The sequence below is a fragment of the Peribacillus sp. NPDC097675 genome (assembly GCF_050277655.1).
GTDB lineage: Bacteria > Bacillota > Bacilli > Bacillales > DSM-1321 > Peribacillus.
Genome location: NZ_JBNNSK010000007.1, coordinates 197,585 through 223,844, shown reverse-complemented (window position 1 = coordinate 223,844; position 26,260 = coordinate 197,585). Strand labels below are relative to the sequence as shown.

General features: G+C 40.8%; 23 protein-coding genes, 1 other RNA gene and 2 pseudogenes. 20 read left to right on the top strand and 6 right to left on the bottom strand.

The genetic code is table 11. The annotated features are described in order from the left end of the window. Nucleotides 1-3 precede the first annotated feature (3 nt). From ACQKL5_RS12455 to ACQKL5_RS12415, 9 genes and pseudogenes are all read left to right on the top strand, one after another. A complete protein-coding gene (locus ACQKL5_RS12455) occupies nt 4-246 on the top strand; it encodes a glutaredoxin family protein (RefSeq protein WP_427609113.1) in 243 nt (80 codons plus the stop codon). A gap of 139 nt (nt 247-385) precedes the next feature. After that, nucleotides 386-1,420: a sugar-binding transcriptional regulator gene (locus ACQKL5_RS12450; RefSeq protein WP_427609112.1), complete on the top strand. Its 1,035-nt coding sequence runs from the start codon at nt 386-388 to the stop codon at nt 1,418-1,420. A 35-nt stretch (nt 1,421-1,455) separates the two neighbouring features. Further along, nucleotides 1,456-2,463 carry a type I glyceraldehyde-3-phosphate dehydrogenase gene (gap, locus tag ACQKL5_RS12445; protein ID WP_427609110.1) on the top strand — a complete coding sequence of 336 codons (1,008 nt, stop codon included), beginning with the start codon at nt 1,456-1,458 and terminating at the stop codon, nt 2,461-2,463. Between the two features lie 198 nt (nt 2,464-2,661). After that, complete coding sequence (locus ACQKL5_RS12440; RefSeq protein WP_427609108.1) at nt 2,662-3,846, top strand: phosphoglycerate kinase; 1,185 nt, start codon at nt 2,662-2,664, stop codon at nt 3,844-3,846. A 46-nt stretch (nt 3,847-3,892) separates the two neighbouring features. Further along, nucleotides 3,893-4,654 carry a triose-phosphate isomerase gene (gene tpiA / locus ACQKL5_RS12435; protein WP_427609107.1) on the top strand — a complete coding sequence of 254 codons (762 nt, stop codon included), beginning with the start codon at nt 3,893-3,895 and terminating at the stop codon, nt 4,652-4,654. After that, on the top strand, nt 4,647-6,182 hold the full coding sequence (gpmI, locus tag ACQKL5_RS12430) for a 2,3-bisphosphoglycerate-independent phosphoglycerate mutase (RefSeq protein WP_427609105.1): 1,536 nt from the start codon (nt 4,647-4,649) through the stop codon (nt 6,180-6,182). The genes tpiA and gpmI overlap by 8 nt, the downstream gene beginning before the upstream one ends. Before the next feature lie 32 nt (nt 6,183-6,214). Beyond that, entirely contained in the window at nt 6,215-7,510 is a 1,296-nt protein-coding gene (gene eno, locus ACQKL5_RS12425; protein WP_427609103.1) for a phosphopyruvate hydratase, read from the top strand. 873 nt (nt 7,511-8,383) lie between these two features. Continuing rightward, a pseudogene (locus tag ACQKL5_RS12420) lies at nt 8,384-8,605 on the top strand (TM2 domain-containing protein); the annotation flags it as partial. 151 nt (nt 8,606-8,756) lie between these two features. Next, nucleotides 8,757-8,873, top strand: a pseudogene (locus ACQKL5_RS12415) (hypothetical protein); the annotation flags it as partial. Nucleotides 8,874-8,915: 42 nt separating this feature from the next. Here ACQKL5_RS12415 and ACQKL5_RS12410 read toward each other — a convergent pair. Continuing rightward, a complete protein-coding gene (locus tag ACQKL5_RS12410) occupies nt 8,916-9,194 on the bottom strand; it encodes a YesK family protein (protein WP_427609101.1) in 279 nt (92 codons plus the stop codon). Between the two features lie 130 nt (nt 9,195-9,324). Here ACQKL5_RS12410 and ACQKL5_RS12405 point away from each other — a divergent pair, with 130 nt between their 5' ends. Beyond that, nucleotides 9,325-9,987, top strand: coding sequence for a hypothetical protein (locus ACQKL5_RS12405; RefSeq protein ID WP_427609099.1), 663 nt, complete (start codon nt 9,325-9,327; stop codon nt 9,985-9,987). A gap of 88 nt (nt 9,988-10,075) precedes the next feature. On the opposite strand, the gene ACQKL5_RS12400 is transcribed toward ACQKL5_RS12405, so the two are convergent. Next, the gene (locus tag ACQKL5_RS12400) at nt 10,076-10,897 is read right to left on the bottom strand and encodes a M15 family metallopeptidase (RefSeq protein WP_427609098.1); all 822 of its coding nucleotides are present in this window, start codon (nt 10,895-10,897) and stop codon (nt 10,076-10,078) included. A 53-nt stretch (nt 10,898-10,950) separates the two neighbouring features. Next, nucleotides 10,951-11,499: a hypothetical protein gene (locus ACQKL5_RS12395; protein ID WP_427609096.1), complete on the bottom strand. Its 549-nt coding sequence runs from the start codon at nt 11,497-11,499 to the stop codon at nt 10,951-10,953. 176 nt (nt 11,500-11,675) lie between these two features. Between ACQKL5_RS12395 and secG the strand changes: the two genes are divergently transcribed. From secG to ACQKL5_RS12355, 8 genes are all read left to right on the top strand, one after another. Next, complete coding sequence (secG, locus tag ACQKL5_RS12390; protein WP_402870772.1) at nt 11,676-11,909, top strand: preprotein translocase subunit SecG; 234 nt, start codon at nt 11,676-11,678, stop codon at nt 11,907-11,909. A 131-nt stretch (nt 11,910-12,040) separates the two neighbouring features. Continuing rightward, the gene (locus ACQKL5_RS12385; protein WP_427609095.1) at nt 12,041-12,787 is read left to right on the top strand and encodes an alpha/beta hydrolase; all 747 of its coding nucleotides are present in this window, start codon (nt 12,041-12,043) and stop codon (nt 12,785-12,787) included. A gap of 33 nt (nt 12,788-12,820) precedes the next feature. After that, nucleotides 12,821-15,190 (top strand): ribonuclease R, encoded by a 2,370-nt coding sequence (gene rnr / locus ACQKL5_RS12380; protein WP_427609093.1) that lies wholly within the window; start codon nt 12,821-12,823, stop codon nt 15,188-15,190. A gap of 57 nt (nt 15,191-15,247) precedes the next feature. Continuing rightward, nucleotides 15,248-15,715 carry an SsrA-binding protein SmpB gene (gene smpB, locus ACQKL5_RS12375; RefSeq protein ID WP_402962579.1) on the top strand — a complete coding sequence of 156 codons (468 nt, stop codon included), beginning with the start codon at nt 15,248-15,250 and terminating at the stop codon, nt 15,713-15,715. A gap of 123 nt (nt 15,716-15,838) precedes the next feature. Then, nucleotides 15,839-16,201, top strand: a transfer-messenger RNA (tmRNA) gene (gene ssrA, locus ACQKL5_RS12370). Nucleotides 16,202-16,343: 142 nt separating this feature from the next. Then, on the top strand, nt 16,344-16,706 hold the full coding sequence (locus ACQKL5_RS12365; RefSeq protein WP_427609091.1) for a hypothetical protein: 363 nt from the start codon (nt 16,344-16,346) through the stop codon (nt 16,704-16,706). Nucleotides 16,707-16,901: 195 nt separating this feature from the next. Further along, complete coding sequence (locus ACQKL5_RS12360) at nt 16,902-18,557, top strand: FAD-binding dehydrogenase (protein ID WP_427609090.1); 1,656 nt, start codon at nt 16,902-16,904, stop codon at nt 18,555-18,557. A gap of 217 nt (nt 18,558-18,774) precedes the next feature. Next, nucleotides 18,775-19,752 carry a nuclease-related domain-containing protein gene (locus tag ACQKL5_RS12355; protein WP_427609089.1) on the top strand — a complete coding sequence of 326 codons (978 nt, stop codon included), beginning with the start codon at nt 18,775-18,777 and terminating at the stop codon, nt 19,750-19,752. 26 nt (nt 19,753-19,778) lie between these two features. On the opposite strand, the gene ACQKL5_RS12350 is transcribed toward ACQKL5_RS12355, so the two are convergent. The 3 genes from ACQKL5_RS12350 to fdhF all read right to left on the bottom strand — a co-directional run bounded on the left by ACQKL5_RS12350 (nt 19,779) and on the right by fdhF (nt 24,375). Then, nucleotides 19,779-20,828, bottom strand: coding sequence for an Mrp/NBP35 family ATP-binding protein (locus tag ACQKL5_RS12350; protein WP_427609088.1), 1,050 nt, complete (start codon nt 20,826-20,828; stop codon nt 19,779-19,781). Nucleotides 20,829-20,950: 122 nt separating this feature from the next. Continuing rightward, a complete protein-coding gene (locus ACQKL5_RS12345) occupies nt 20,951-21,424 on the bottom strand; it encodes a DUF1641 domain-containing protein (protein ID WP_427609086.1) in 474 nt (157 codons plus the stop codon). 17 nt (nt 21,425-21,441) lie between these two features. Further along, a complete protein-coding gene (fdhF, locus tag ACQKL5_RS12340) occupies nt 21,442-24,375 on the bottom strand; it encodes a formate dehydrogenase subunit alpha (RefSeq protein ID WP_427609084.1) in 2,934 nt (977 codons plus the stop codon). A 333-nt stretch (nt 24,376-24,708) separates the two neighbouring features. On the opposite strand from fdhF, the gene ACQKL5_RS12335 reads away from it, so the two are divergent. Continuing rightward, nucleotides 24,709-25,071 (top strand): DUF2294 domain-containing protein, encoded by a 363-nt coding sequence (locus ACQKL5_RS12335; protein WP_427609082.1) that lies wholly within the window; start codon nt 24,709-24,711, stop codon nt 25,069-25,071. 62 nt (nt 25,072-25,133) lie between these two features. Then, nucleotides 25,134-25,931, top strand: coding sequence for a formate dehydrogenase accessory sulfurtransferase FdhD (fdhD, locus tag ACQKL5_RS12330; protein ID WP_427609080.1), 798 nt, complete (start codon nt 25,134-25,136; stop codon nt 25,929-25,931). The last annotated feature ends 329 nt before the right edge of the window (nt 25,932-26,260 follow it).

Here is a 26,260-nt window from a genome sequence, read left to right as displayed (position 1 = left end):
ATAGTGGAAAAGGACACGTTGATTTTGTACAGCAGGGAAAAATGCCCGCTGTGTGTAAAGGCGAAACAAATTCTGGAAGAATTAAAACAGGAATCTGAGCTATATTATAAAGAAATTGATATTCATTCTGATGATGTTCTACTTGAGAAATACGGGTTAATGATACCAGTCATTGAGATGAATGGGAGAATTATTCAGTATGGAAACGTTGATATATCAACACTTCAAAGTTTTTTGGTAAAATAAACTATCAAATTGTTTGAAGAAATATTCCTTTCCTGCTATTATAGGATTTGTAGCAGGAATATTTTTTTATTTTAAGTGGGACACAAAATGACTATACGGGACATAATATGTCCATATAGATCTTTTAGGAGTTATAACCATGCGCACACTACTCGAGGTACAAAGAAAATTATTGCCTGATTTCCTTTCGGCTATGCAAAAAAGGTATGATATCCTGCGTCATATCAAAATGTTACAGCCTGTAGGAAGGCGAAGTCTGGCTGTGAGCCTTAATTTGACTGAGCGGATCCTTAGAAGTGAAATCGATTTTCTAAAAGGTCAGAACCTTATCAATATATTTAGTTCTGGCATGATGCTTTCTGAAGAAGGGATAGAAATCCTGGGAAAATTGGAAGGAATAATGCGAGAGGTAATGGGTATAGACCTAATGGAGCGGCAATTGCAGGAAATGTTGCAAGTTGACGAGGTAATCATCGTTTCAGGGAACTGTGACGAATCTCCTTGGGTGAAAAAAGAGTTAGGAAAAGCTTGCGCAATCCGTATGAAACGGGAATGGAGAACGAAAACTACCATAGCCGTTACTGGCGGATCGACAATGGCTGAAGTAGCTAATTCATTATCACCAGATGAAGCAGCGATGCAGTTGACTTTTGTTCCGGCCCGAGGCGGACTTGGTGAAGCCACGCAGATCCAGGCTAACACAATCGTAGAAAAAATGGCCCATAAAGCTCATGCCTCTTACCGGGTATTGTATGTTCCTGATCAATTGAGCGATGAGTCCTATACTTCCTTCATGAAGGAACCTGCGATGAAAGAAGTCATCACGAAAATAAAGTCTGCCGATATGATTATCCATGGTATCGGTGACGCTTTAGCGATGGCTAAGAGGAGAAATACGTCATCAGATATGTTAAAAAAACTGATTGATGGGAATGCTGTAGGTGAAGCATTTGGTTATTATTACGATGAAAATGGAACTGTTGTCCATAAAGTTTTGACCGTCGGCATTCAATTAGAAGACCTTAGCCCTGAAAAGCGAGTGATAACTGTTGCTGGTGGAAAGACTAAAGTAAAGGCGATCCGTTCCTATATGAAAGGCGCCCCCTCATCGACGGTTTTAATTACGGATGAAGCGGCAGCATTAGAGTTAATTCAGGGATACCATACCCTTTAATAAAATATTTTCGAACTTAAGAGGAGGAATTTTTCATGTCAGTAAAAGTAGGTATTAATGGTTTTGGACGTATTGGACGTAACGTATTCCGTGCAGCTTTAAAAAATCCAGAGGTAGACATCGTAGCAATTAACGATTTAACTGATGCTAATATGTTGGCACACCTTCTGCAATATGACTCAATTCATGGTTCACTACAAGAAAAGGTTACAGTTGATGGGGATTTCTTGGTAGTTGATGGACATAAAGTCAAAGTATTGGCTGAGCGCGATCCAGCACAATTAGGTTGGGGAGAACTTGGAGTAGAAGTTGTTGTTGAGTCAACTGGCCGTTTCACAAAACGTGCTGATGCAGCTAAACATTTAGAAGCTGGTGCGAAAAAAGTAATTATCTCCGCTCCTGCATCTGACGAAGATATTACAATCGTTATGGGTGTTAATGAAGACAAATATGACGCAGCAAACCATCACGTTATTTCAAATGCATCTTGTACAACTAACTGCTTAGCTCCATTCGCTAAAGTTCTTCAAGAACAATTTGGTATTAAACGTGGAATGATGACGACTGTTCACTCATACACAAATGATCAACAAATTCTTGATTTACCTCATAAAGACTACCGTCGTGCTCGTGCGGCTGCAGAAAATATCATTCCAACTACTACTGGTGCAGCTAAAGCTGTAGCACTTGTACTTCCTGAGTTGAAAGGGAAATTGAATGGTATGGCTATGCGTGTACCAACACCAAACGTATCTGTAGTGGATTTGGTTGCTGAACTTGAAAAAGACGTAACAGCTGAAGAAGTAAATGCGGCGTTCAAAAAAGCATCTGAAGGTGAATTAAAAGGAATCCTTGAATACAGTGAACTTCCACTAGTATCTGGCGACTATAACGGAAACCCATCATCTTCTACGATTGATGCTCTTTCTACAATGGTCATGGAAGGAAACATGGTAAAAGTATTATCTTGGTACGATAATGAAACAGGATATTCTAACCGTGTTGTAGACTTGATCGATTACCTTGCTAAAAAAGGTCTGTAATTCGCTTGAAATTTGCATTATAAAAAAAATCTCACGAAAGTGAGGTTTTTTTTATAATGGTATTAGGAGAAAGTCTTCTGCTTGTTTTTGGATAAATATCCGTATACAGATTATAATGAAGAAGAGGAAAAGGGAATTGGAATTGGGTAGTCTCCCTTTATAAAATAAGGTAACCATATCTAAGGAGGTTCTTGGATTTTGAATAAAAAGTCGATTAAAGATATTGAATTAAAAGGTAAACGCGTGTTTTGTCGGGTCGATTTCAACGTTCCGATGCAGGACGGAAAGATTTCGGATGATACGAGAATCAAAGCGGCATTACCAACCATCAATTATTTGATTGAACAAGGGGCTAAAGTGATCTTAGCCAGTCACCTTGGTCGTCCTAAGGGACAGGTTGTAGAGGAGTTGCGCTTAGCTCCAGTTGCGGAGAGATTAAGTCAGTTAATCGGTAAAGATGTTAAAAAAGCCGATGAAGCACATGGCGAAGCCGTACAATCTATCATCAAAGAATTAAATGATGGCGAAATTCTTCTTTTGGAAAACGTACGCTTCTATCCTGGTGAAGAGAAAAACGACCCAGAACTAGCGAAGGAATTTGCGAAGCTTGCGGATGTTTACGTGAACGATGCATTTGGAGCCGCTCACCGTGCCCATGCTTCTACAGAAGGAATTGCTCACCATCTTCCAGCTGTTGCCGGATTATTAATGGAGAAAGAACTTTCTGTCTTAGGAAAAGCGTTATCTGAGCCTGAACGTCCTTTTACCGCAATCATTGGTGGAGCGAAGGTAAAAGATAAAATCGGCGTCATCGAAAATCTTTTAGAAAAAGTGGATCATTTGATTATAGGTGGCGGATTGGGTTATACCTTTATCAAAGCCCAAGGTCATGAAATCGGTACCTCTTTATTGGAAGAAGATAAGATTGAACTAGCCAAATCATTCATTGAAAGTGCGAAGGAAAAAGGCGTTAAATTGCACTTACCGATTGATGCGGTTATAACAGCGGAATTTTCTCCTGATGCTGAAACAGAAGTTGTTGATATTGATTCGATCCCAAGTGAAAAAATGAGCCTTGATATCGGACCAAAAACGAGCAAACTATATGCGGATGTCATTAAAGAATCTAAGTTGGTTATATGGAACGGACCAATGGGAGTATTTGAATTCGATAAATTCGCAAATGGAACAAGAACGGTTGCTGAAGCCTTAGCGGATGCAAAAGATACATACAGCATCGTTGGTGGCGGAGATTCAGCTGCAGCAGCGGAAAAGTTCGGTCTTGCCGATAAAATGTCCCACATTTCTACTGGTGGAGGAGCCTCTCTTGAGTTCATGGAAGGCAAGGAACTACCGGGCGTCGTGGCATTGAACGACAAATAAGTTGGACAATCCAAGAATAAACAACTTTAGAAGGGATGGAGAACAAATGAGAAAACCGATTATTGCAGGAAACTGGAAAATGAATAAAACTTTATCAGAAGCAACTAGCTTCTTAGAAGAAGTGAGCACGTTAATCCCTAAGTCAGATAAAATTGACGCGGTAGTGTGTGCTCCAGCATTATTTCTGAACCAACTTGTTCAATCAGCAAAAGGAACAGATGTGAAGATTGGTGCACAAAACATGCATTATGAAGAAAATGGCGCCTTCACTGGAGAAATCAGCCCGATTTCCCTAGCTGATATCGGAGTTTCATATGTAATCCTTGGTCATTCTGAACGTCGTGAAATGTTTAATGAAACAGATGAAGCCGTTAATAAGAAAGCCCATGCAGCTTTCAAAAATAAGCTGACTCCTATCGTTTGCTGTGGGGAAACGCTTGAACAAAGGGAAGCTGGCGAAACGAATGATTTCGTTGGAGGACAGATTGAAAAAGGCCTTGCTGGTCTGACTGAAGATCAATTGAAACAAACGGTCATTGCCTATGAACCAATTTGGGCCATCGGAACTGGCAAGTCATCATCTGCTGAAGATGCAAATGAAGTGTGTGCTCATATCCGTTCAGTTGTGGCTGACAAATTCTCTAAAGAAGCCGCAGAAGCGATCCGCATTCAATACGGTGGTAGCGTGAAACCTGAAAACATCAAAGAATATATGGCTCAACCAGATATCGATGGTGCTTTGGTTGGTGGCGCAAGCTTGAAGGCTGATTCATTTTTACAATTGCTGGAGGCTGGTCAATATGAGTAAAAAGCCTGTCGCTCTTATTATCTTAGACGGATTTGGATGCCGGAAAGAAGAAGAGGGAAATGCTGTTTATCATGCGAAAAAACCTAATTTTGACCGTTATTGGGACCAATATCCCCACTCACATTTAATTGCAAGTGGAGAAGCTGTTGGACTACCAGAGGGCCAAATGGGGAACTCTGAAGTAGGGCACTTGAATATTGGGGCAGGCCGCATTGTCTATCAAAGCCTGACCCGTGTTAACCTCGCCATTCGTGAAGGGGAATTTGCGGAAAACCCAACATTACTTGATGCCATGACCCACGCCAAGGAAAAGGGTACGGCCCTTCACTTGTTCGGTTTACTTTCTGATGGTGGCGTCCACAGTCATATTGAGCATTTATATGCCCTTTTGAAACTGGCTGCAAAAGAAGGTGTCAAAGATGTATTTGTTCATGCATTTCTTGACGGCCGAGATGTCGGACCGAAAACGGCAAAAGGCTATATCAAAGAAGCAGAGGCAAAAATGAAGGAAATCGGCGTCGGTAAATTTGCGACCATTTCCGGACGTTATTATTCGATGGACCGAGATAAACGATGGGAACGCGTGGAGAAATCATACCGTTCCATGGTATACGGAGATGGACCAGCCTACGGTTCAGCCATGGAGTGTGTAGAGGATTCATATGAACATGGTATTTTCGATGAGTTCGTGATTCCTTCTGTCATTACTTCGGAAGATGGAAAGCCTGTAGCGACAATACAGGACGAAGACGCTGTTATTTTCTATAACTTCCGTCCAGACCGTGCCATTCAGATTTCCAACACGTTCACGAACAAGGACTTCCGTTCATTTGATCGTGGTCCGGGCCATCCAGAGCGGCTTCATTTTGTCTGTTTGACACATTTCTCAGAAACTGTTGACGGATATGTTGCTTTTAAGCCGACAAATCTTGATAATACATTAGGAGAAGTACTTTCTCAGAACAATCTTACGCAGCTTCGTATCGCTGAAACGGAAAAATATCCACATGTGACATTTTTCATGAGCGGTGGCCGTGAAGAGAAGTTTCCTGGAGAAGAGAGAATCCTAATTAATTCTCCAAAGGTTGCTACATACGATTTACAACCTGAAATGAGTGCCTATGAAGTGACGGATGCTTTGCTGGAGCAAATTGAGGCGGACCGCTTTGATGCGATTCTCTTGAATTTTGCCAATCCTGATATGGTTGGCCATTCAGGAATGCTAGAGCCTACCGTTAAAGCGATAGAGACGGTGGATGAATGCCTTGGTAAGATTGTTGACCTAATCGTTTCAAAAGGTGGAACAGCCATCATTACGGCTGACCACGGAAATGCCGATGAAGTCGTAACGCTTGAAGGTAATCCGATGACAGCACATACAACCAATCCTGTACCTGTCATTGTCACAAAAAATCAGGTAACATTAAGAACAGATGGAATTCTAGGTGATTTAGCTCCAACGATCCTTGATTTGCTTGGAGTCGAAAAACCTGTTGAAATGACAGGTAAATCCCTATTATCTAAATAAAATTAAACAGCAATAAAAAGGAGAGATTTATAATGCCGTATATCGAACACGTATATGCACGCGAAGTACTAGATTCTCGTGGTAACCCAACAATAGAAGTAGAAATTCAAACAGAGTCAGGATACTTTGGCCGTGCAATTGTGCCATCTGGCGCATCAACAGGAGAACATGAAGCGGTTGAGCTTCGTGACGGGGATAAATCTCGTTACCTTGGTAAAGGTGTACAAACTGCAGTAGATAACGTAAATAATATCATTGCTGAAGCGGTCATTGGCTTGGATGTAACTAATCAAGCTGGACTTGATCTTACAATGATTGAATTAGATGGTACAGAAAATAAAGGAAACCTAGGAGCTAATGCAATTCTTGGTGTTTCTATGGCTGCTGCTCATGCTGCTGCAGAATTTTCAGGACTGCCATTGTATCGTTACCTTGGAGGATTCAATGCCAAACAACTTCCAACTCCAATGATGAACATCATTAACGGTGGATCACATGCGGATAACAATGTGGACTTCCAAGAGTTCATGATTCTTCCTGTAGGTGCTCCTAGCTTTAAAGAAGCCGTACGTATGGGTGCGGAAGTATTCCATGCATTGAAGTCAGTTCTTGCTTCTAAAGGCTTAAATACAGCTGTTGGTGACGAAGGTGGATTTGCACCAAACCTTGGATCAAACCGTGAGGCACTTCAAGTCATCATCGAAGCTATCGACAAAGCAGGTTACAAAGCTGGCGAAGATATCTATCTTGGTATGGACGTTGCTTCTTCTGAATTCTATAACAAAGAAACAGGTAAATACGATCTTGCTGGAGAAGGCCGCAATGGCGTGACTTCTGAAGAAATGGTCGCTTTCTATGAAGAGCTAGTGAATGAATTCCCAATCCTTTCTATTGAAGATGGCTTGGATGAAAATGACTGGGATGGTCATAAGCTTCTAACAGAACGCCTTGGAACAAAAGTTCAATTGGTTGGTGATGATTTATTCGTTACGAACACGAAAAAATTGGCTGAAGGTATCGAAAAAGGTATCGGCAACTCAATTCTAATCAAAGTAAACCAAATCGGTACATTGACTGAAACGTTTGATGCAATCGAAATGGCTAAACGCGCTGGCTATACAGCTGTTGTTTCTCACCGTTCTGGTGAAACAGAGGATGCTACAATTGCTGACATCGCTGTGGCTACAAATGCAGGACAAATTAAAACAGGCTCCATGTCCCGTACAGACCGTATCGCTAAATATAACCAACTTCTTCGCATCGAAGATCAGCTTGGTGACTTGGCTGTATATGGCGGCTTGAAATCTTTCTATAACTTGAAGAAATAATTTAATTCTTGTTATAAGCGGAAGAATTTAGTCGTACAAGGAAAATTCAATGGGCTTGAATTAAGTCAAACAAAAACAAGAACTGTGTCGTACAGTATATTGCTTTTAACCTCCTATTTATATGTGGATATCCGCATTAAATAGGAGGTTTTTTTATGTTTATTAAGGATTTGCTGAAGGAGTTTACATTTGACTTGCAGATTAAGAACTACTCTAAGAGGACGATTGAAACGTACAATTACAATGTAGGACAATAAATGATATTCGTACAACCTATAAAATAGGTACAGGCACTATTTACAGATTGTAAGAGCGTGAAGGAATTAAGTAAGAAAGGGAGACACTCAAAAGAGTGTCTTTTTGTGCTAATGGGACGTGATATCGCCATTTATAATGAATAGTTAATTTGTAATGTGCAATAGGTACTATTCTTACAGAAGGTGTACGATATTGACTTAATTATTTCTATAATTACCAATGGAATTTATATACTTATAGGTTATAATTACTATATAAAGGTATTTAATGGAATAAAAAATAGTGTGAAAATATATGTATTATTAAGGAGGGCTCTATATGTCTATGTGTTATGTTCATAATGAAGTACCAGCTGTAGGAACGTGTGTGGGTTGTGGTAAATTTATTTGTGAAAACTGTAATACTGAGATTAAAGGTAAAAATTATTGTAAGAGTTGTGTAGATGAATTGTTCGAAGAAAATAAAAAGAAAATTGAAAAGCTAGAAGATAATTCAAAAACAAATCAGCCTATGGTATTTATGAATGCTGGAGGAGGAGGGGGAGCATCAAGCTCTTCTTCATCGTCTTCTTCATCTTCTTCAAATAGTGGTAGAACGCTAGTAGGGAGACATACGAAGAGTAAAGTAACTGCTGGTATACTAGGGATTCTTTTAGGTGGTTTAGGAGCACATAAGTTTTATTTAGGTAGATGGGGGTGGGGAATAGTTTATTTATTGTTTTGCTGGACATATATACCATCAATTATTGGTTTAATAGAAGGTATTGTATATCTTGTCTCAAATGATAACAACTTTGCTAGAAAACATGACAAAGAATATCAAAGATTGGGTGCTTAAAAAGAATAGCAAATAGCATATTAATACTAATGGAAAATTTGTACATAGTTTAGAGTATTAAAAAGCTAATCAAGAATAATGCAATACCGTCATATATAAATAGGAAATAAATATATAATAAACGTTGATTTAATCATGTTTTTAATAGAATTCCATGTCTCGTACAGACCGTATCGCTAAATATAACCAACTTCTTCGCATCGAAGATCAGCTTGGTGACTTGGCTGTATATGGCGGCTTGAAATCTTTCTATAACTTGAAGAAATAATAATGAAAAAACACTCCGCTTCGGACGAGAAGCGGAGTGTTTTTATATACTTTCATCGCTGACCCTACTCACTTTACTAATCATGAAAGAGATAGCGGCAACTAGGATTAGAAAAAATGATAAGATTCCGTAAGCTGCCCCTTCAAATCCTCTTATGTAGACAATGCTAATATAAAATAGAATAAGGGCCGAAATTACGGCTATGGTTCCAGGTAACACCTTTATTAAACGAGAAAATCCTTTTTTACTAAGCCACCAAGTAAGAGTCCATATAATTATTCCTGGTATAAGAGCTACCAGCATAGGACCAAAAATCATCATAATCCCAACTCCTCATGCTTTTTATAACATTTTATCATAAATTACCATTTTTTCATTTTTATAGTATTATAAATGAGTCGATAGTAAACGTTGCCTTATTCTTATGCATGGTAGGGTTGGAGGTACTCTGATGATCAGGTGGAAAGAGCTAATGAAGATTCTATATTTAAATGGTACTCTGTGTTTGCTGTTGTGCATACTGGTAGGATGTGCCGGTGATAAAAACGAAGATTCTACAGCTAAATCTACAGAAAACAATTTGACTTTAGAATCAAAAGAGGAAGTTTCATCAACAGGTGAATTAGGGGAAACAAAAACGGATAATGCAGATGACACCGATTCAGATGAACCTGATAATAATTCAGCTGGAAGTAATGACTTGAATGTAGACGATAAGCAAGACCTAGAGACACTTGCCGATTATTCAAACGAAGAAATTGAATACGCAAGGATCTGGTTGCAACTTGGTGTAAATCAAGAGTTAGAAGAATTAAATGTGAGGCATATATCAGCCGGCACACCCCTCAATGAAAATGATGAAACCAGTGAGGATTATCCAGAAGACGTTATCCAATTAGCGGGTTCCCGTTTAGTAGATGGATCTGTAACGTATAGCAGTAATCGAAATGGTTCCATTAATGTATATAATGTTCCTTTACGTTGGGATGGCATTAATCCTGCTGGTAAGAAATTCTACAGAGGGATTATTAAGGATATAAAACTAGTGTCCGTTAAACCTGGCGATGATGAAAAAATTATAGAATTAATCAAATTGATTCGTGTACATAAATAAGCCAACTAAGGGATATAGCTAGATTCCACAATTAATCAAACGTTTGATTAATTGAAAACAGGGTGTCCGTAACCGGACACCCTGTTTGTTATTTATCTGTACTGGCGTCTACCGGTACAGCATTATAGTATTCTTCCAAGGTAATGTTCGAATCGTATATTTCCGTAGCGATATCCACTCCTACATAACGGATATGCCATGGTTCATATTTGTAGCCAGTGATGTCGTCTTTGCCTTCAGGATAACGGATGATGAAACCATAATCGTGGGCGTTCTTTGCTAGCCATGCAGATTCATTTGAATCACCGAAGCAGTCTTGGGCCGCACAGGCTCCGTCGTGTGTCGTAACGTCAATTGATAGGCCTGTTTCATGCTCGCTCGTTCCGGGAAGGGCACTGTAGGTTTTGGCTTTTTCTTCACCATCTTTAGCGACATAGTTACTAAAGATGGAGATTTGTGTTTGATGAGAGCGGTAGGCGGATACACCGGCTAGATGCATATTCTCCTTTTCAGCCGCTTGGAACATTTTCTCCAGCGCTTTTGCTGCTTCTTCTCTCATCATTCTTTTCTCGATTTTATCTTGGAAGATGAAATCGACTTTAGGATAGATAAGGTCAGTCGGTTTGTAATTTTCAGGAAGGCTGTATTGTTTGTTGACCAAGACAGGTATACTTTCCGGCTCAGCCAATGTCTGAAGGCCTTCCTGGGCAGGTTTAGCGGTTGTATCAACTGCAACCTCATGTTTGACTTGTCCCATAGAATCTTCCTTCTTAGGTTCATCTGAAGCATTCTGGGAGTGTTGGTGCTCTTCTTTTTGTTCTTTCTTTTCGTCCGATGAAAAATCAAACGAACATCCAGCTAGCAAAATGAAAGAGGAAAGAGCGGTTGCAGTAAATAAAGGTTTTAACATATGAAAGCTCCTTGCTTTAAATAAGATTTCCAAAAGATTTGGTTCTTTAGGTATTATCGGGATAAATAGTCCCTTGTTAATTCCCGTTGATACTTATCTAGAAATAAGCCAATCCAGATGATCATCAATAAAAAAGGAAAATCATTACGGATGGCTGTTTCCACAACAGGATTTGACCAAAAGTGTGAAAGGAATCCGGAAGCACTGTTCATCCTAATGGTTTCGAAGGTGACAAGCGCATGCAAGGCTAGCCAGAGAATGGTAAGTGTATTCGTACCAAAACCGATGACTGCGGCTATGATACTAAATAAGACGGCGGCTACTCCAAGCAATAAGACACTGAAGCCTGATTGGAAGAAGTCAATGCTGCTATCGGAAAGTCCATTATAAATAATAGCAGTAAAATAAATGGTTGTCGTGATATATGCAGAAAATAATAAATATCGGTTCCCATGATATTTGGCTAACAGCAGTAGAAGCGGAGAGAGAATGATTAACAGTACACTTATCAGATTGCTGCCGTTTGTCCAAAGGGAATAACCGGCCACCACCGAGAATAGTATGGTCAGTATATCAAGAATTCGAAGTATGGGCTTAAACATAAATACACCTCTTTCTACACTTTATGTAAATTATCTCAAATTTCGATTCAAAAAGAAAACAATGACTAAAAAGTCTAGGAATTCTTTCCAATATGTTATAACAAAGATTGTAGATACCTTATCGGTGTGGTAAAGTTAAAGTAATTGTTTATTGGTTCTTCAGGAGGTGTAATTGCATGCATGCATTACTCATAACGCTTTTAGTGATTGTTAGTATCGCGCTTATCGTGACGGTATTACTTCAATCAGGAAAAAGTGCAGGTTTATCAGGTGCGATTGCTGGCGGTGCTGAGCAGTTATTCGGAAAGCAAAAAGCACGTGGCTTAGACCTGGTTCTACATCGGGCAACGATTGTATTGGCTGTTTTATTCTTTGCTTTAACTTTACTTGTTGCGTACTTTGATGTGTAATGGATCAAAAAATGAGTCTAGCTAAATAGCTAGGCTTTTTTCTTTGCACAATAGTTGCAGGAATAGCTATAGTTAATTTAGAAAGTATAAAAACATGACGATGACAGTTACGATTAAAGGAGCCAAGACACATGAAATTAAAGCTGCAAGAGCCCTTTACATTTGAAGGTGGAAAAAGAGCGGTCTTACTCTTACATGGTTTCACGGGTAATTCCGCCGATGTAAGAATGCTTGGACGTTATCTTGAAAAGAGAGGATACACTTGCCATGCGCCACACTATAAAGGACATGGCGTCCCGCCTGAAGAATTGGTGAAAACAGGTCCTTCTGACTGGTGGAAAGATGTGATGATGGCCTATGATTTTTTGAAAGAAAAAGGCCATACGGAAATTGCTGTTGCCGGACTGTCTTTAGGAGGCGTATTTTCTCTCAAATTAGGTTACACTGTACCTATAAAGGGTATCGTATCAATGTGTGCGCCTATGTATATCAAAAGTGAAGAAGCGATGTTTAAAGGAGTATTGGACTACGCTAGAGAATTTAAAAAGTACGAAGGAAAAACACAAGAACAAATTGAAGAAGAAATGGACCGTTTTGCTGATAAACCTATGGGTACATTAAAAGCTCTTCAAGAATTGATAACGGATGTACGTGAGCACGTAGATCATATCTACGCACCGACTTTTGTCGTGCAGGGTCGACATGATGATGTTATCAATTCAAAAAGTGCCGATATTATTTATGAAGCTGTGGAGTCGCCCGTTAAGCAAATCAAGTGGTATGAAGAGTCCGGCCATGTCATTACCCTTGATAAAGAGCGTGAACAGCTGCATGAAGATGTATTAGGATTTTTAGAAAGCCTGGATTGGTCCGAATAATAAATTAATCATACCCTGAATAGGAGGGTTTTTATGGAAGATAACATTCAAGAACATATCAATAAGCTTCTGACATACATGAAAGATGAAGCATATAAGCCACTTACGGTACAAGAATTGGAAGAGGCTCTTAAAATCGAAGACTCCGCAGAATTCAAGAACTTCGTGAAGGCGCTAGTTAAGATGGAAGAAAAGGGGTTGGTGGTTAGGACCAGAAGCAATCGTTATGGCCTGCCGCAAAAGATGAATCTGTTCCGGGGTAAGTTAACCGGACATGCAAAGGGATTTGCCTTCGTGACTCCGGAAGATAACCCTGGAATGGATGATATCTTCATTCCGCCAAATGAAACAGGGACAGCAATGCACGGAGATATCGTCATGGTCAGGGTTTCATCGGAAACGTCTGGATCCAGACAAGAAGGTACTGTCATCAGAATACTTGAACGTGGAATCAAACAAGTGGTTGGTACATACTCTGAAAGCAAAAATTTCGGATTTGTCATTCCGGATGATAAAAAGATTGCCAATGATATCTTCATCCCCCAGCATGCTTCCCATGGAGCGGTGGAAGGGCATAAGGTTGTCGTCAAGCTAACCTCTTATCCGGAAGGACGCGTAAGTGCGGAAGGGGAAGTCATTGAAATCCTCGGTCATAAGAATGACCCTGGCGTAGACATTCTGTCCGTCATCCATAAATATGGCCTTCCAATGGAATTCCCTGAAGATGTGATGGAGCAGGCGAATGCCGTTTCAGATACCATCAAAGACTCCGAGATAGGAAACCGCCGGGACTTGCGCAATGAAGTATTGGTTACGATTGATGGAGCGGACGCGAAGGACTTGGATGATGCCGTTGGAGTTACTAGACTTGAAAACGGCAACTATAAGCTTGGTGTACATATCGCTGACGTCAGCCATTATGTGACAGAAGGTTCACCAATTGATAAGGAAGCTCTTGAAAGAGGGACGAGTGTTTATTTGGTTGACCGGGTTATACCGATGATTCCACATCGTCTATCAAATGGGATTTGTTCTTTGAATCCACAAGTCGATCGCTTCACGTTATCATGTGAAATGGAAATCACACCGGAAGGGGAAGTCGTTTCTCATGATATTTTTGAAAGTGTCATAAAAACGACGGAACGGATGACATATGGCAATGTGAATAAGATTCTTGTCGATAAAGACGAGGAGCAGTTGGAACGCTATGAATCCCTTGTTCCAATGTTTCAGGATATGGAACAATTGGCGGCAATCCTTCGTAAGAAACGGATGAATCGAGGGGCAATTGACTTTGATTTCAATGAAGCAAGAGTGGTCGTTGATGAAGAAGGTCACCCAACGGATGTTGTTTTACGTGAAAGATCGGTCGCAGAAAAATTGATTGAAGAATTCATGCTAGCTGCTAACGAAACCGTTGCCGAGCATTTCAACCGTCTTGATGTGCCTTTCATTTACCGTATACATGAAGATCCGAAACCAGAAAAGTTACAACGTTTCTTTGAATTCATCACGAACTTCGGCTATATCGTCCGTGGATCTGCCAATGATGTCCATCCAAAGGCTCTACAGGAAATCATTCAAGCCATTGCTGGAAAACCGGAAGAGACCGTCATTTCGACCGTCATGCTTCGTTCGATGCAACAAGCTAAATATGATCCGGAAAGCTTGGGTCACTTTGGTTTATCTGCCGAGTTTTATACTCATTTCACATCACCGATTCGCCGTTACCCAGATTTAATCGTCCATCGTTTAATTCGGACGTATTTAATCGAAGGGAAGCTTGATGATGCGACTAAAGAGAAATGGAATGCCATTTTACCGGATATCGCCGACCATACATCGAAACGTGAACGTCGCTCTGTTGACGCGGAACGGGAGACGGATGATTTAAAGAAAGCGGAATATATGCTGGATAAAATCGGTGAAGAATATACAGGAATCATCGGCTCCGTTACGAATTTCGGTATGTTTGTCGAGTTGCCAAATACCATCGAAGGTCTTGTCCATGTTAGTTTCATGACCGACGATTATTATCGCTTTGATGAACGTCAGCTAGCGATGATCGGGGAACGGACAGGAAAAGTGTTCCGGATTGGCGATGAAATCGATATTCGGGTTGCTAATGTGAATAAAGAAGAACGGGCTATTGATTTTGAAATCATCGGCATGAAAGTAAGCCGCCCACGTCCTTCCGGCGAGAAGAAAATTTTCAAAGCCAATTCAGGTGCAGGTGGACGGAAGCGTCGAGGCGGAGACTCAAGAGGATCTGAAAGTAAAGGTGGCCGTGGTGGTGACAACCGAAACGGTGGCGCTTCTTCTGACAGAAAGCCGAAAAAGAAGAAAAAGTTCTTTGAAAACGCTCCGGCAGCGAAGCGTAAAAGAAAACCTAAAAAGAGATAAAACGGAAGAGAGGATGCGAGTCATCCTCTCTCCGATTGGATAAAAGGGGAGAGTTAGATGCCAAAAGGCTCAGGAAAGCAATTAGCGCAAAATAAAAAAGCGTATCATGATTTCTTTATCGAACAAACATTTGAAGCAGGTATCGTATTGAAAGGGACCGAAATCAAGGCCATTCGTGCAGCCCGACTGAATTTGAAGGATGCCTTTGCCAAAATCGAGAACGGAGAAATTTATCTTTATAATATGCATATCAGTCCGTATGAGCAGGGGAACCAGTTCAACCATGACCCATTGCGGACAAGAAAGCTTCTTTTGCACAAGAAAGAAATTAGTAAACTAATCGGTGAAACGAAGGAAACGGGTTACACCATCGTTCCATTGAAAATGTATTTAAAAAATGGCTTTGCCAAGGTTTTAATCGGGTTGGGTAAAGGGAAGAAACAATATGACAAGCGTGATGACCTGAAGAAGAAAGAAGCAAAACGGGATATCGAGCGTGCTTTCCGTGATCGTCAGAAGATGTAGGGTTGCCAAGACCTTACAATTGATTTTTTGATTCAATCTGTTATAATTAATCCTGTACCGATGACAACTGAATATCAGCCAACTTGCTGACTATTCTTTTCTCGTACGCTCCATTCTAATCATGGGGACGTTACGGATTCGACAGGGATAGTTCGAGCTTAAGTTGCGAGTCGAGGGGATCGGCCTCGTTAAAACGTCAACGCCTATAACTGGCAAACAAAACAACAACCTAGCTTTCGCTGCGTAACAACAGACGTTAAGCTGTTCCTCCCTCCATGGCCCACGTGGTAGGGTAAGGGACTCACTCTAAGTGGGATACGCCGGAATCCACCGTCTGAGGATGAAGGAAGAGACCAATCAGACTAGCTGCTCTGCCGCCTGTCGATAGGCTAATGAGTTCGCGAAACGCGAATATATCGACTACACTCGTAGAAGCTTAAGTGCCGTTATGTCTGGACGTGGGTTCGACTCCCACCGTCTCCACCAATACATATGTTGGTGGTTTTTTTGTGTTTTAATTTATTTTTATTTTGCATCAATAATCTTTTTTAAAAATGTGCCGATATATATAAAGAATGATTACACATATAAATCCTATAGTTTCGAAGTGCTTTAGAAGGAGAACATCATGTTTAAATTTAGTATTCAAACAACGAGTATTACGACGGTCATATCACTCATAGTGAGTGTTATAAATTATCTAATAGATTATGCAATGGGGAAGGCTAGTATATCTGATGCTCTCTCGAGTAATCTTTATGTGAAGTATTGGTTGTACCTAACGGCATTTTTCTTTGCGATAACACTTCTCCTTGTGATTGCCAATCTACTATTCAAACCTAAAAATAAGAAATTAAATTCGTCTAATATGGGTAGTGAGTATAGTAATGCATTTGCCTATCCAGATGCGGGTGGGAGTAGCCCGGTCGAAGAATATGTGAATGTACGCATGAAGAAATCTGAGCTATCCAAATATCAGCAGATGAACTGAATAAAAGCATTGTGAAGAAGTCATATATCCTTCTTACTGTATCAAGAGATTAGGAAACAGCGCCTAAATTGTCACTGACAATTTAGGCTTTTTTTTATTTAAGAAGGAAATTGAGCTTTTCCAGGGAATGTAAGGACTATATTCTTATATTGTAAGCGGATATAGAATTTTTGAAACCAAATCGGAGGAATGGACATGGATATAGATGTAATCGTAGTGGGTGCCGGCCTTGCAGGGTTAGTGGCGACGGCAGAGCTAGCTGATGCGGGGAAAAGGGTTCTGCTCTTGGATCAAGAGCCAGAGGCTTCTATGGGAGGGCAGGCGTGGTGGTCCTTTGGCGGTTTATTTCTTGTGGATTCACCTGAACAACGAAGGATGGGAATCAAGGATTCTAAGGAACTTGCTTGGCAAGATTGGTTGGGTACGGCTGGTTTTGATAGGGAAGAGGATGAAGATTATTGGGGCAAGAAATGGGCAGAGGCATATGTCGAGTTCGCTGCCGGGGAAAAAAGGGAATGGTTATCCTCTCAAGGGGTAGGTTTCTTTCCGGTAGTGGGCTGGGCGGAGCGCGGTGGCTATCTTGCTGAAGGTCATGGCAATTCGGTCCCGCGATTTCATATCGTTTGGGGGACGGGTCCTGGCATTGTCAAACCATTTGAAGAGCGAGTTCGCAAGGCAATGGAAAAGGGACTTGTCGAGTATCGTCCCCGCCATCGCGTGAATGAATTGATTACGGAGAGTGGCGCTGTAATCGGGGTGGAAGGGTCCATACTCGTCCCAAGCTCTGTGGGCCGAGGGGAAGCGAGTTCCCGTGAAGTGGCCGGGGAGTTCACCTTCCAATCTAAGGCTGTCCTTGTCACAAGTGGAGGAATAGGTGCCAATCACGATTTAATTAGGACAAACTGGCCTGCTAGACTCGGTAAGGCACCCAAGACGATGATTTCCGGTGTACCGGAGCATGTGGACGGAAGGATGCTTGCCATCACGGAAAAAGCGGGTGGTAGGATCGTCAATCGTGACCGGATGTGGCACTATACGGAAGGAATCAAAAACTGGGATCCCATTTGGGACAAGCATGGGATTCGTATCCTCCCTGGCCCATCGTCACTTTGGCTGGACGCAAAGGGACATCGGTTTCCAGCACCGAATTTTCCGGGGTTCGATACGTTGGGGACTCTGGAAGCAATCCAGAAGACTGGATATGATTATTCCTGGTTCATCTTGACGCAAAAAATCATTGAAAAAGAATTTGCATTGTCAGGTTCCGAGCAAAATCCCGATTTGACAGGGAAGAGCATTCGAAAGGTCTTATCCCGTGTGCTGCCGGGTGCCCCAGCGCCCGTACAAGCTTTTATGGATAAAGGAGAGGACTTTGTTATAGCGCGCACAGTATCGGAGTTGGTTGAAGGGATGAACAAGATTACCGGGGAGGATTTATTGTGTGCTGAAGAGATCGAGAAGCAAATTTTAGCGAGGGACCGGGAAATGGACAATAAATTCACGAAAGACTTGCAGATCACAGCCATGCGCGGTGCACGAAGTTATATCGGTGACCGATTTGTGAGGGTGGCTTCCCCTCATAAACTTCTCGATCCAAAGAAGGGGCCATTAATCGCCGTACGGCTACATATAGTCAGTAGAAAGACGCTTGGTGGGTTGCAGACGGACTTATCTGGTCGAGTGCTTAACGCAACAGGCAAGCCTGTTCCAGGGCTTTATGCCGCAGGGGAAGTATCTGGCTTCGGGGGTGGAGGTGTCCATGGCTATCGCTCCATGGAGGGGACATTTCTGGGCGGATGCTTATTCTCGGGGAGACAGGCCGGGCGCGCAATCGCAAAGCATATAGAATGACGGACTTGCCGAAAAGCAGGTCTTTTTTTGTCGAAAAATCGATATATTACCGAAATGCGAAGATAAAAGAGTAATTTCCGAAGATTAAATCCAGTTAGAGAAGATAAATATCCAGAATAAGAAGAAAAACTCAGTCGGGGGATAAAATTCAGGATTTTAAAGGAATATCACTATCTGTCATAGAATCTATGGAGAGAAAAACGATTGGAGTGATAAAATGATAATAAAGGAACGTAAAATACCGCTTTCCATCCTGAAATTACAGGCATTGTTGCGTAGGCTTCCACCAACTCATCCGAAAATCCCCATCATTCTTAGTGAACTCCATAAAAGAGAGGCTGGCTATAGGGGGGAGTGCGCTATCGATTTTCCCTTAAGTTTTCTTGAACCGAAGGATTATTTCATCTTCCATGATATCAGGTTACAGGATCAAACTCGTTTTTTTCAAATCGATACGTTAATGCTATCCCAAAAATTCATCCTCATCATCGAAGTGAAGAATATAGCAGGTTCCCTTTATTTCGATTCTACTTTTAATCAGCTCATACGAACGAAAGATGGGATAGAGTCAGCATTTGCTGATCCGCTTCTTCAAATCGAGCGCCAAGAATCACAGCTGAAGAAATGGTGCATCAAATATGGTATGGTAGAACCTCCTATTTATTCTCTTGTCGTAATTAGTAATCCTCAAACAATCATCCGCACGAATCCTGAAAACCGTAATCTTCAATATAAAGTCATCCATCGTGATACCTTACCTACTAAAATCCAACAAATCGAAAACTCCATCAAACAATCGAATTTAAGTGATAAAGAATTGAAAAAAATGATCAAAAATATTAGTAAGCATCATAGTGAAGCGGATTTTCCAATCCTGCAAAGGTTTGATCTAACAAAGAAAGACATGATCAAAGGGGTCCTTTGTGAGAAGTGTTCGATGTCCCCTTTATTAAGACGGAGTAGGGTATGGATATGCTCTAGGTGTGAAACGGAGAGTAAAGATGCACATATCCGAGCATTAAGAGATTATTATCTCCTTCTCGGTCCCACGATAACAAATCGCCAATTAAGGGAGTTCTTGAGTATTTCATCTTCTGCTAGTGCGACGAGGATTTTACGGTCCATGAATCTTCCGAGTGAAGGGATGAATAAAGGGAAAGTGTATCATTTACCTTTTGAAAATGAAAAAGGTTGACTCAAAATGAGTCAACCTTACTCCAATTATGATTGATTGATGATGTCTTCCGCTATTGAAGAGAATACTTCGCCGATATACGATTCTTCATCAAATACGCTAGCATCGTTATTTTCTTTACGATTAGAGAATGGGATGGTCGCAATTACTTCTGTTTCAAGACGTTTCGCAAGTATTTCTCCGCCGCCTTTTCCAAACAGGAAGTTCTTCGATCCATCTTGTTCTTCGAAATAAGCCATATTTTCGATAACGCCCATGATTTCATGTTTAGTATGTTTAGCCATGGCACCTGCTCTTGAAGCAACGAATGAAGCCACATTATGAGGTGTCGTTACGATAATTTCCTTGCCTTGTGGGATCATGGCTGCCACATCAATCGCTACATCACCCGTACCAGGTGGTAAATCAAGCAACATGTAATCCAGCTCTCCCCAATGCGTGTTCACTAGGAAGTTTTTGATCCATTTATTCAACATCGGTCCGCGCCACATAACAGGATTATCATCTGCCGCGAAAAAGCCCATAGACATGACTTTCACACCATGGCTAGCAACTGGGATGACAGTTTGGTCAATCATCGTTGGCTTTTGGGTGATACCCATCATTGCCGGTACGCTGAAACCATAAATGTCTGCATCCAGAATTCCTACTCGTTTGCCCATGCGCGCTAAAGCGACTGCAAGGTTGATGGTAACGGTGGATTTACCAACGCCGCCTTTACCACTTGTTATGGCAATGAATTTCACTCCTGAATCGGGAGCGAGCATTTTGGGCATTCCTGTTTCCGTCGTGGCATTTCCTTTTAATACTTTTGTCAATTCTTCCCGTTCTTCTTTTGTCATTGAACCAAATTTCAAGGACACACTTAAAGCACCAATTTTTCTTAGAGAGCTTTCGATATCATCTTGGATCTTGGCTTTCAATGGACACCCTTGAATGGTTAGGACTACTTCCAGTGAAACATGGCCATCCATGATTTTAAGGTCCCGAACCATATTCAGTTCAACGATACTTCTATGCAGCTCAGGGTCTTCAACGTGTTTTAAGGCATCTATGACGTTTTCTTGTGTTAGCATTTCATCCGTCCTTTATAGTTATGATTTAAAAAAGACTCAAAAGAGGCAGGTACCTCTTTTAAGCCTTCAGTCTTTTTATTGTTTACATTCGACTTGGGGATAGTCTGTTTAAATTATTATTATTATTTTAGTTCTTTACCCATTCCTTTTAGGAAATGGACGCCAAAACCAATTGCACGATTAATGTCGGGGTCGTTCAATACTTTTACTAAGCTCATGACACCGATTTTTTTATCGGTCTCAATGAATTTGCTGCCTTCATCCATGCCGGCAAGGGCAGAGGTAAGGAGCTTTGTCACTTGGTCGGCATCAGCCTTCATCAAGGCTCCAGTTGCACCCATAAGCGTGTTGATTAATCTGGTTACGGGTTCTCTGGTTACTTGTCCAAGAGCGACTTTTGTGATTTGTTCTTTTCCTCTAAGCATCGAAGTAGCGGCATCAAGCACGCCAGAATCGTTAAGATCACCGAGGATGTCAAACAAACTGTTTAACACCTCTTCATTATCGGCGACTAGCATTTTCAGTTCTTCGATTTTTTGTATCTTTAAATCTTCCTCTGTTATAGGATTATGGATTTCCGTTATAGGAGCTGCCATGATCTTCACCCTCCTTATTATTTATCTGTTAAGTGTACATAACCTGGACGTGCCCACTTGCGTTGGACTTCAACACCATTTTGAGGATGACGTTTTTTATTCCGTGGGTTAGTTCCCGGCAATGGAATTTCTCCGCTATCTTTAAGCACTTCCATACGTACCTTTGTTTGTTTATAAGCAGGTGTACTTGTACGTTGATCATATATAGGACCAGTCAAGAAGTTGATGGCTGAATCCTTGTCGACTGAGTTCATCGGTAGGAATAGTTCATTTTTCTTCACTCGGTCTGTAATCAGCACTCTCAATTTAACGGCACCATATGGTGATACCAAACGGACTAATCCGCCATCGCTCACTTGACGCTCTTTAGCTAGCTCTGGAGAAACCTCAACGAAAATGTCAGGAACCTTAGCTTGAATTCCGTTCGATTTATTCGTCATATTTCCTTCATGGAAATGTTCGAGCATACGTCCGTTATTGATATGAAGATCGAATTCTTCAGGGAATGTATGCGGCTCTACCCAGTCAGCTATTGCAAAGCGAGCTTTTTTATCAGGGAAGTTGAATCCATCCGTATAAAGAAGCGGTGTGCTTGATCCATCATGACTTCCCCATAGGAAGCTGTTCCAGCCTTCAAGTACTTCATAATTTGCTTGGCTGAATATTGGAGAAAGGCTTGCCATTTCATCATAGATGTCACTAGGATGAGTGTAATTCCAATTTGCACCTAAGCGGTTAGCGATTTCTTGAGTGATTTCCCAGTCCGCTTTAGAATCTCCCAAAGTAGGAAGGGCTTTATATAAACGTTGTACACGACGTTCTGTATTCGTGAATGTACCGTCTTTTTCAAGAGAAGGTGCTCCCGGTAATACAACATCCGCATATTGAGCTGTTCTAGAAAGGAAGATATCTTGAACAACAAAGAAATCTAAGCTTGATAGGACTTTATCAACATGGTTTGCATCAGAATCCACAAGTGCCATATCTTCACCGACAAGATACATAGCTTTCATGTCGCCTTTTTCGATAGCGTCCAGCATTTGGATATTATGCATACCTGGTTTGTCATCGATTTTGACACCATAAGCTTTTTCAAACTTGGCACGAGCAAAATCATCGTTAACATGTTGGTAACCTGGTAGGAAGTTTGGTAATGTTCCCATATCACAAGCACCTTGAACATTGTTATGACCACGAAGAGGATAAGCTCCAGCTCCTGGACGACGGTAGTTACCTGTAGCTAAAAGAAGGTTAGAGATGGCAGCCGACGTATCGGAAGCACCAGTGTTTTGTGTAACACCCATTCCCCAAAGGATACATGTACCATCTGCATCGCGAATGGATTCAGCAATTTGGATTAATGTTTCTTTGGAAATTCCTGTGTTTTGCTCAGCGTAATCTAGGGTATATTTTTCTAACAACTCTTTATACTCGCCGAAGAAGTTTACATTTTCATCGATGAAGTCTTGATCATGCCAGCCTTGATCGATCATGTATTTTGTTACGGCCATTATCCACACTTGGTCTGTACCTTGTTTAGGACTGATATGGATATCAGAGCGCTCAGCCATTTCATTTTTACGTACGTCGGCTACAATCAGTTTTTGTCCGTGTAGCTTATGTGCACGTTTTACACGTGTAGCTAGAACCGGATGTCCTTCAGCTGGGTTTGCACCAACGATGATGACAAGGCCTGCTGCAGCGATATCTTTAATCGTACCAGCATCTCCACCCATACCGACTGTACGGAACAATCCGTCTGTTGCAGGTGATTGACAGTAACGAGAGCAGTTATCGACGTTATTCGTTTCGAACATTTGACGTGCTAATTTTTGGATCACATAGTTTTCTTCATTCGTGATTTTAGATGAAGAAATGAATCCTACGGAATTACCACCGTATTGTTGTTTGATTGAACCAAGTCTTGAGGCAACCAAGTCAAGAGCTTCATCCCAGCTTGATTCTACGAATCTACCATTTTTACGGATCAATGGTTTAGTAATACGTTTTTCAGAGTTTACGAAGTCCCAACCGAATTTCCCTTTAACACAAGTGGAAATTGCATTAACAGGTCCTTCATGTGTAGGTTGAACTTTAAGGATTTTGCGCCCTTTTGTCCAAACTTCGAATGAACAGCCAACACCACAGAATGTACATACTGTTTTCGTTTTCTTCGTCCGTGTATCACGCATAGCTGCTTCAATGTCTGAAACAGGGAATATTACGCTCATATCTGGCTCAACATCTTTAACTAGGTTAATCATCGGTTCCATTATGTCATCTTTCAAGGCAGTCATGAAGCCAGCCTCTCCAAGCATGGATTTCTCCATTAATGCATTACATGGACAGATTGTTACACATTGTCCGCAACCCACACATGATGAATTATTGATTTCAGTTCCTTCATCCCAAATAACACGTGGACGTTCTGCTTCCCAATCGATGGATAGCGTTTCATTAACCTGTAGGTTTTGACAAACCTCTACGCATTGTCCGCAAGCGATACATTGGTTCGCATCATAGCGGTAGAAAGGATGGGACATGTCCACAGCCAATTCCGGTGTAGTTTTAGGCGTGAAATCTTGATGTGGAATTTCCATTAATTCTACAGTGTTATGAAGTTTACAGTTCCCATTATTATTGTCACAAACTGTACAATATAATAGGTGATTTTCAAGCAGGCGATCCATCGCTTCATTTTGTGCTGCCTTAGCACTTGTTGAATCCAATGAGATATCCATGCTGCTATCAACTTTTGTCGAGCATGATCTAACAAGTTTTCCATTCACTTCCACGATACACGTATCGCATGTTTGAATTGGATCTACTTCAGGAACATAACAAACCTGTGGATGAGCTATCTTATTTTCATTGATAACTTCCAAGATTGTCGATCCAGTTTTTGCTGTATAATCCAAGCCATTGATTTTAATAGTAATTGAATCGCTCACAATTTTTCCCCCTCTTATTACCAATAAACACGAAAAAGCCACCATGATTACACCTCTGTCTCTGAACAGCGATGTAAGTCATGGTGGAATAGTTTAATAGCAAATCTTGCCAATATACCAATCCAAGCCATTATTTGAATGATGGATAAAAGATAGAAACATAACAAATCATATTATGTAACCAACTTTCACAAAGATATTATACCTTTAATTTCAAAAAGAAACAATCATATGATAAAAGTAGTTATTTTCAATAAACTTTTTTTTTTAATCTTATTGCTTTATGATAAGGAAACACTAGATGAAATATCATATGTTAGGAGGGAAATCAAGATGTCAAAAGTAATCCATGAATTCAATGATATGATTCGAAAGCTCCGAAAAGAATTATTCGGAAAAGGACCAGAGCGTATCCATACGGTTTTCGTAGATAACATGGCTGTTTCTACGCTATATGGGAATTTGACTCCCACGGAAATATTCATTTCAAGTACGGAAGAGGGCAAAGATATGGTCCATTCAGCAAGGACAAAAATGATTCAGGATTTATATTCGGTTGCCCCTCCTGAGGGAATGGAAGAGCTGGTCGGTGCGACTCTGGTTCATTTGTTCTCTGATATTAAAGTGAAGGAAAATATAGCTATTTCCGTGTTTGTATTTGATCAGGATATAGCAGGAAAAATAAAATCGAACTGATATCGTTCCACTGCTTCATATTAAGGGACAGAAAGTTCGCGTAGATAATGAGGAGTGAAGGCATGAAGGAGATAGAGAAAAAACGGGAGATTATCCGTATTAGCAAAGGGGAAGTCCAGCAAACGGAAGACACGGTTGTGACGGAGTTTCCCGTTACGGTGAAGATAAATGGTCAAGAGTTCGTGACGATGGTTTGTACGCCCGAATACATTGAAGATATGGTGATCGGTTATTTAGCTTCGGAAGGGATTATCCGGAAATATGAAGAAATCAAAGAAATCTGGTTTCAGGAAAAAGAAGGATATGTTCATGTCAAAACGGATAAGCTGAATCCTTATTACCAAGAGTTTCAAAATAAACGCTATATTACTTCATGCTGTGGAGGAAGTAGACAAGGTTTCGTTTTTGTAAATGATGCTCTGACTGCCAAGAAGATGGAGAATATGACAATGACGTTAACGCCGGAAGATTGCTTCCGCTTAATGAAAGACCTGCAACAGTCCGCGGTGACGTTCCAACAAACCGGCGGTGTCCATAATGCTGCATTGTGTGATGTAGATGGGCTTGTATTAAGCCGAATGGATATCGGGCGTCATAATGCATTGGATAAGATCTATGGGTATTGTTTGAAGAATGGTATATCTTTAGAAGGAAAAGCAATTGTATTCAGTGGTCGTATTTCTTCGGAGATACTATTGAAAGTGGCCAAGATCGGTTGCGAGTTGATTCTTTCTAAATCAGCGCCAACGGAATTAGCTTTGGAGTTGGCAGAAGGACTAGGAATTACCACTGTCGGCTTTATCCGCAATGATTCGATGAATATTTATACTTGTCCTGATAGGATTAAATTAAATAAGTAATGGCCAAACAACCCGAATGGATATCTAATCCACTCGGGTTGTTTTTTTTGACGTCTTTTAGTGGTAAATGAAAAGTCGGTTGATAATAAAAATGATGTAATTCATTTTTTGATTGAAATGAATCTTGAAAGTTGTAATACCTGTTTGTAATGAATAACGAAGGGGTATATCAATTATCGTTGATACAACAAAACATTAGAGAGTTACTTTTGAAAAAAATACACATAATGAGTGGGGACTATTTTTAAAAGTGGAGATGATCACTTTAAAATATCTCTGCTTTTTCCTTTTTAGAGGCAATCGTACAAAATATTAAAAGATAGGAGGAT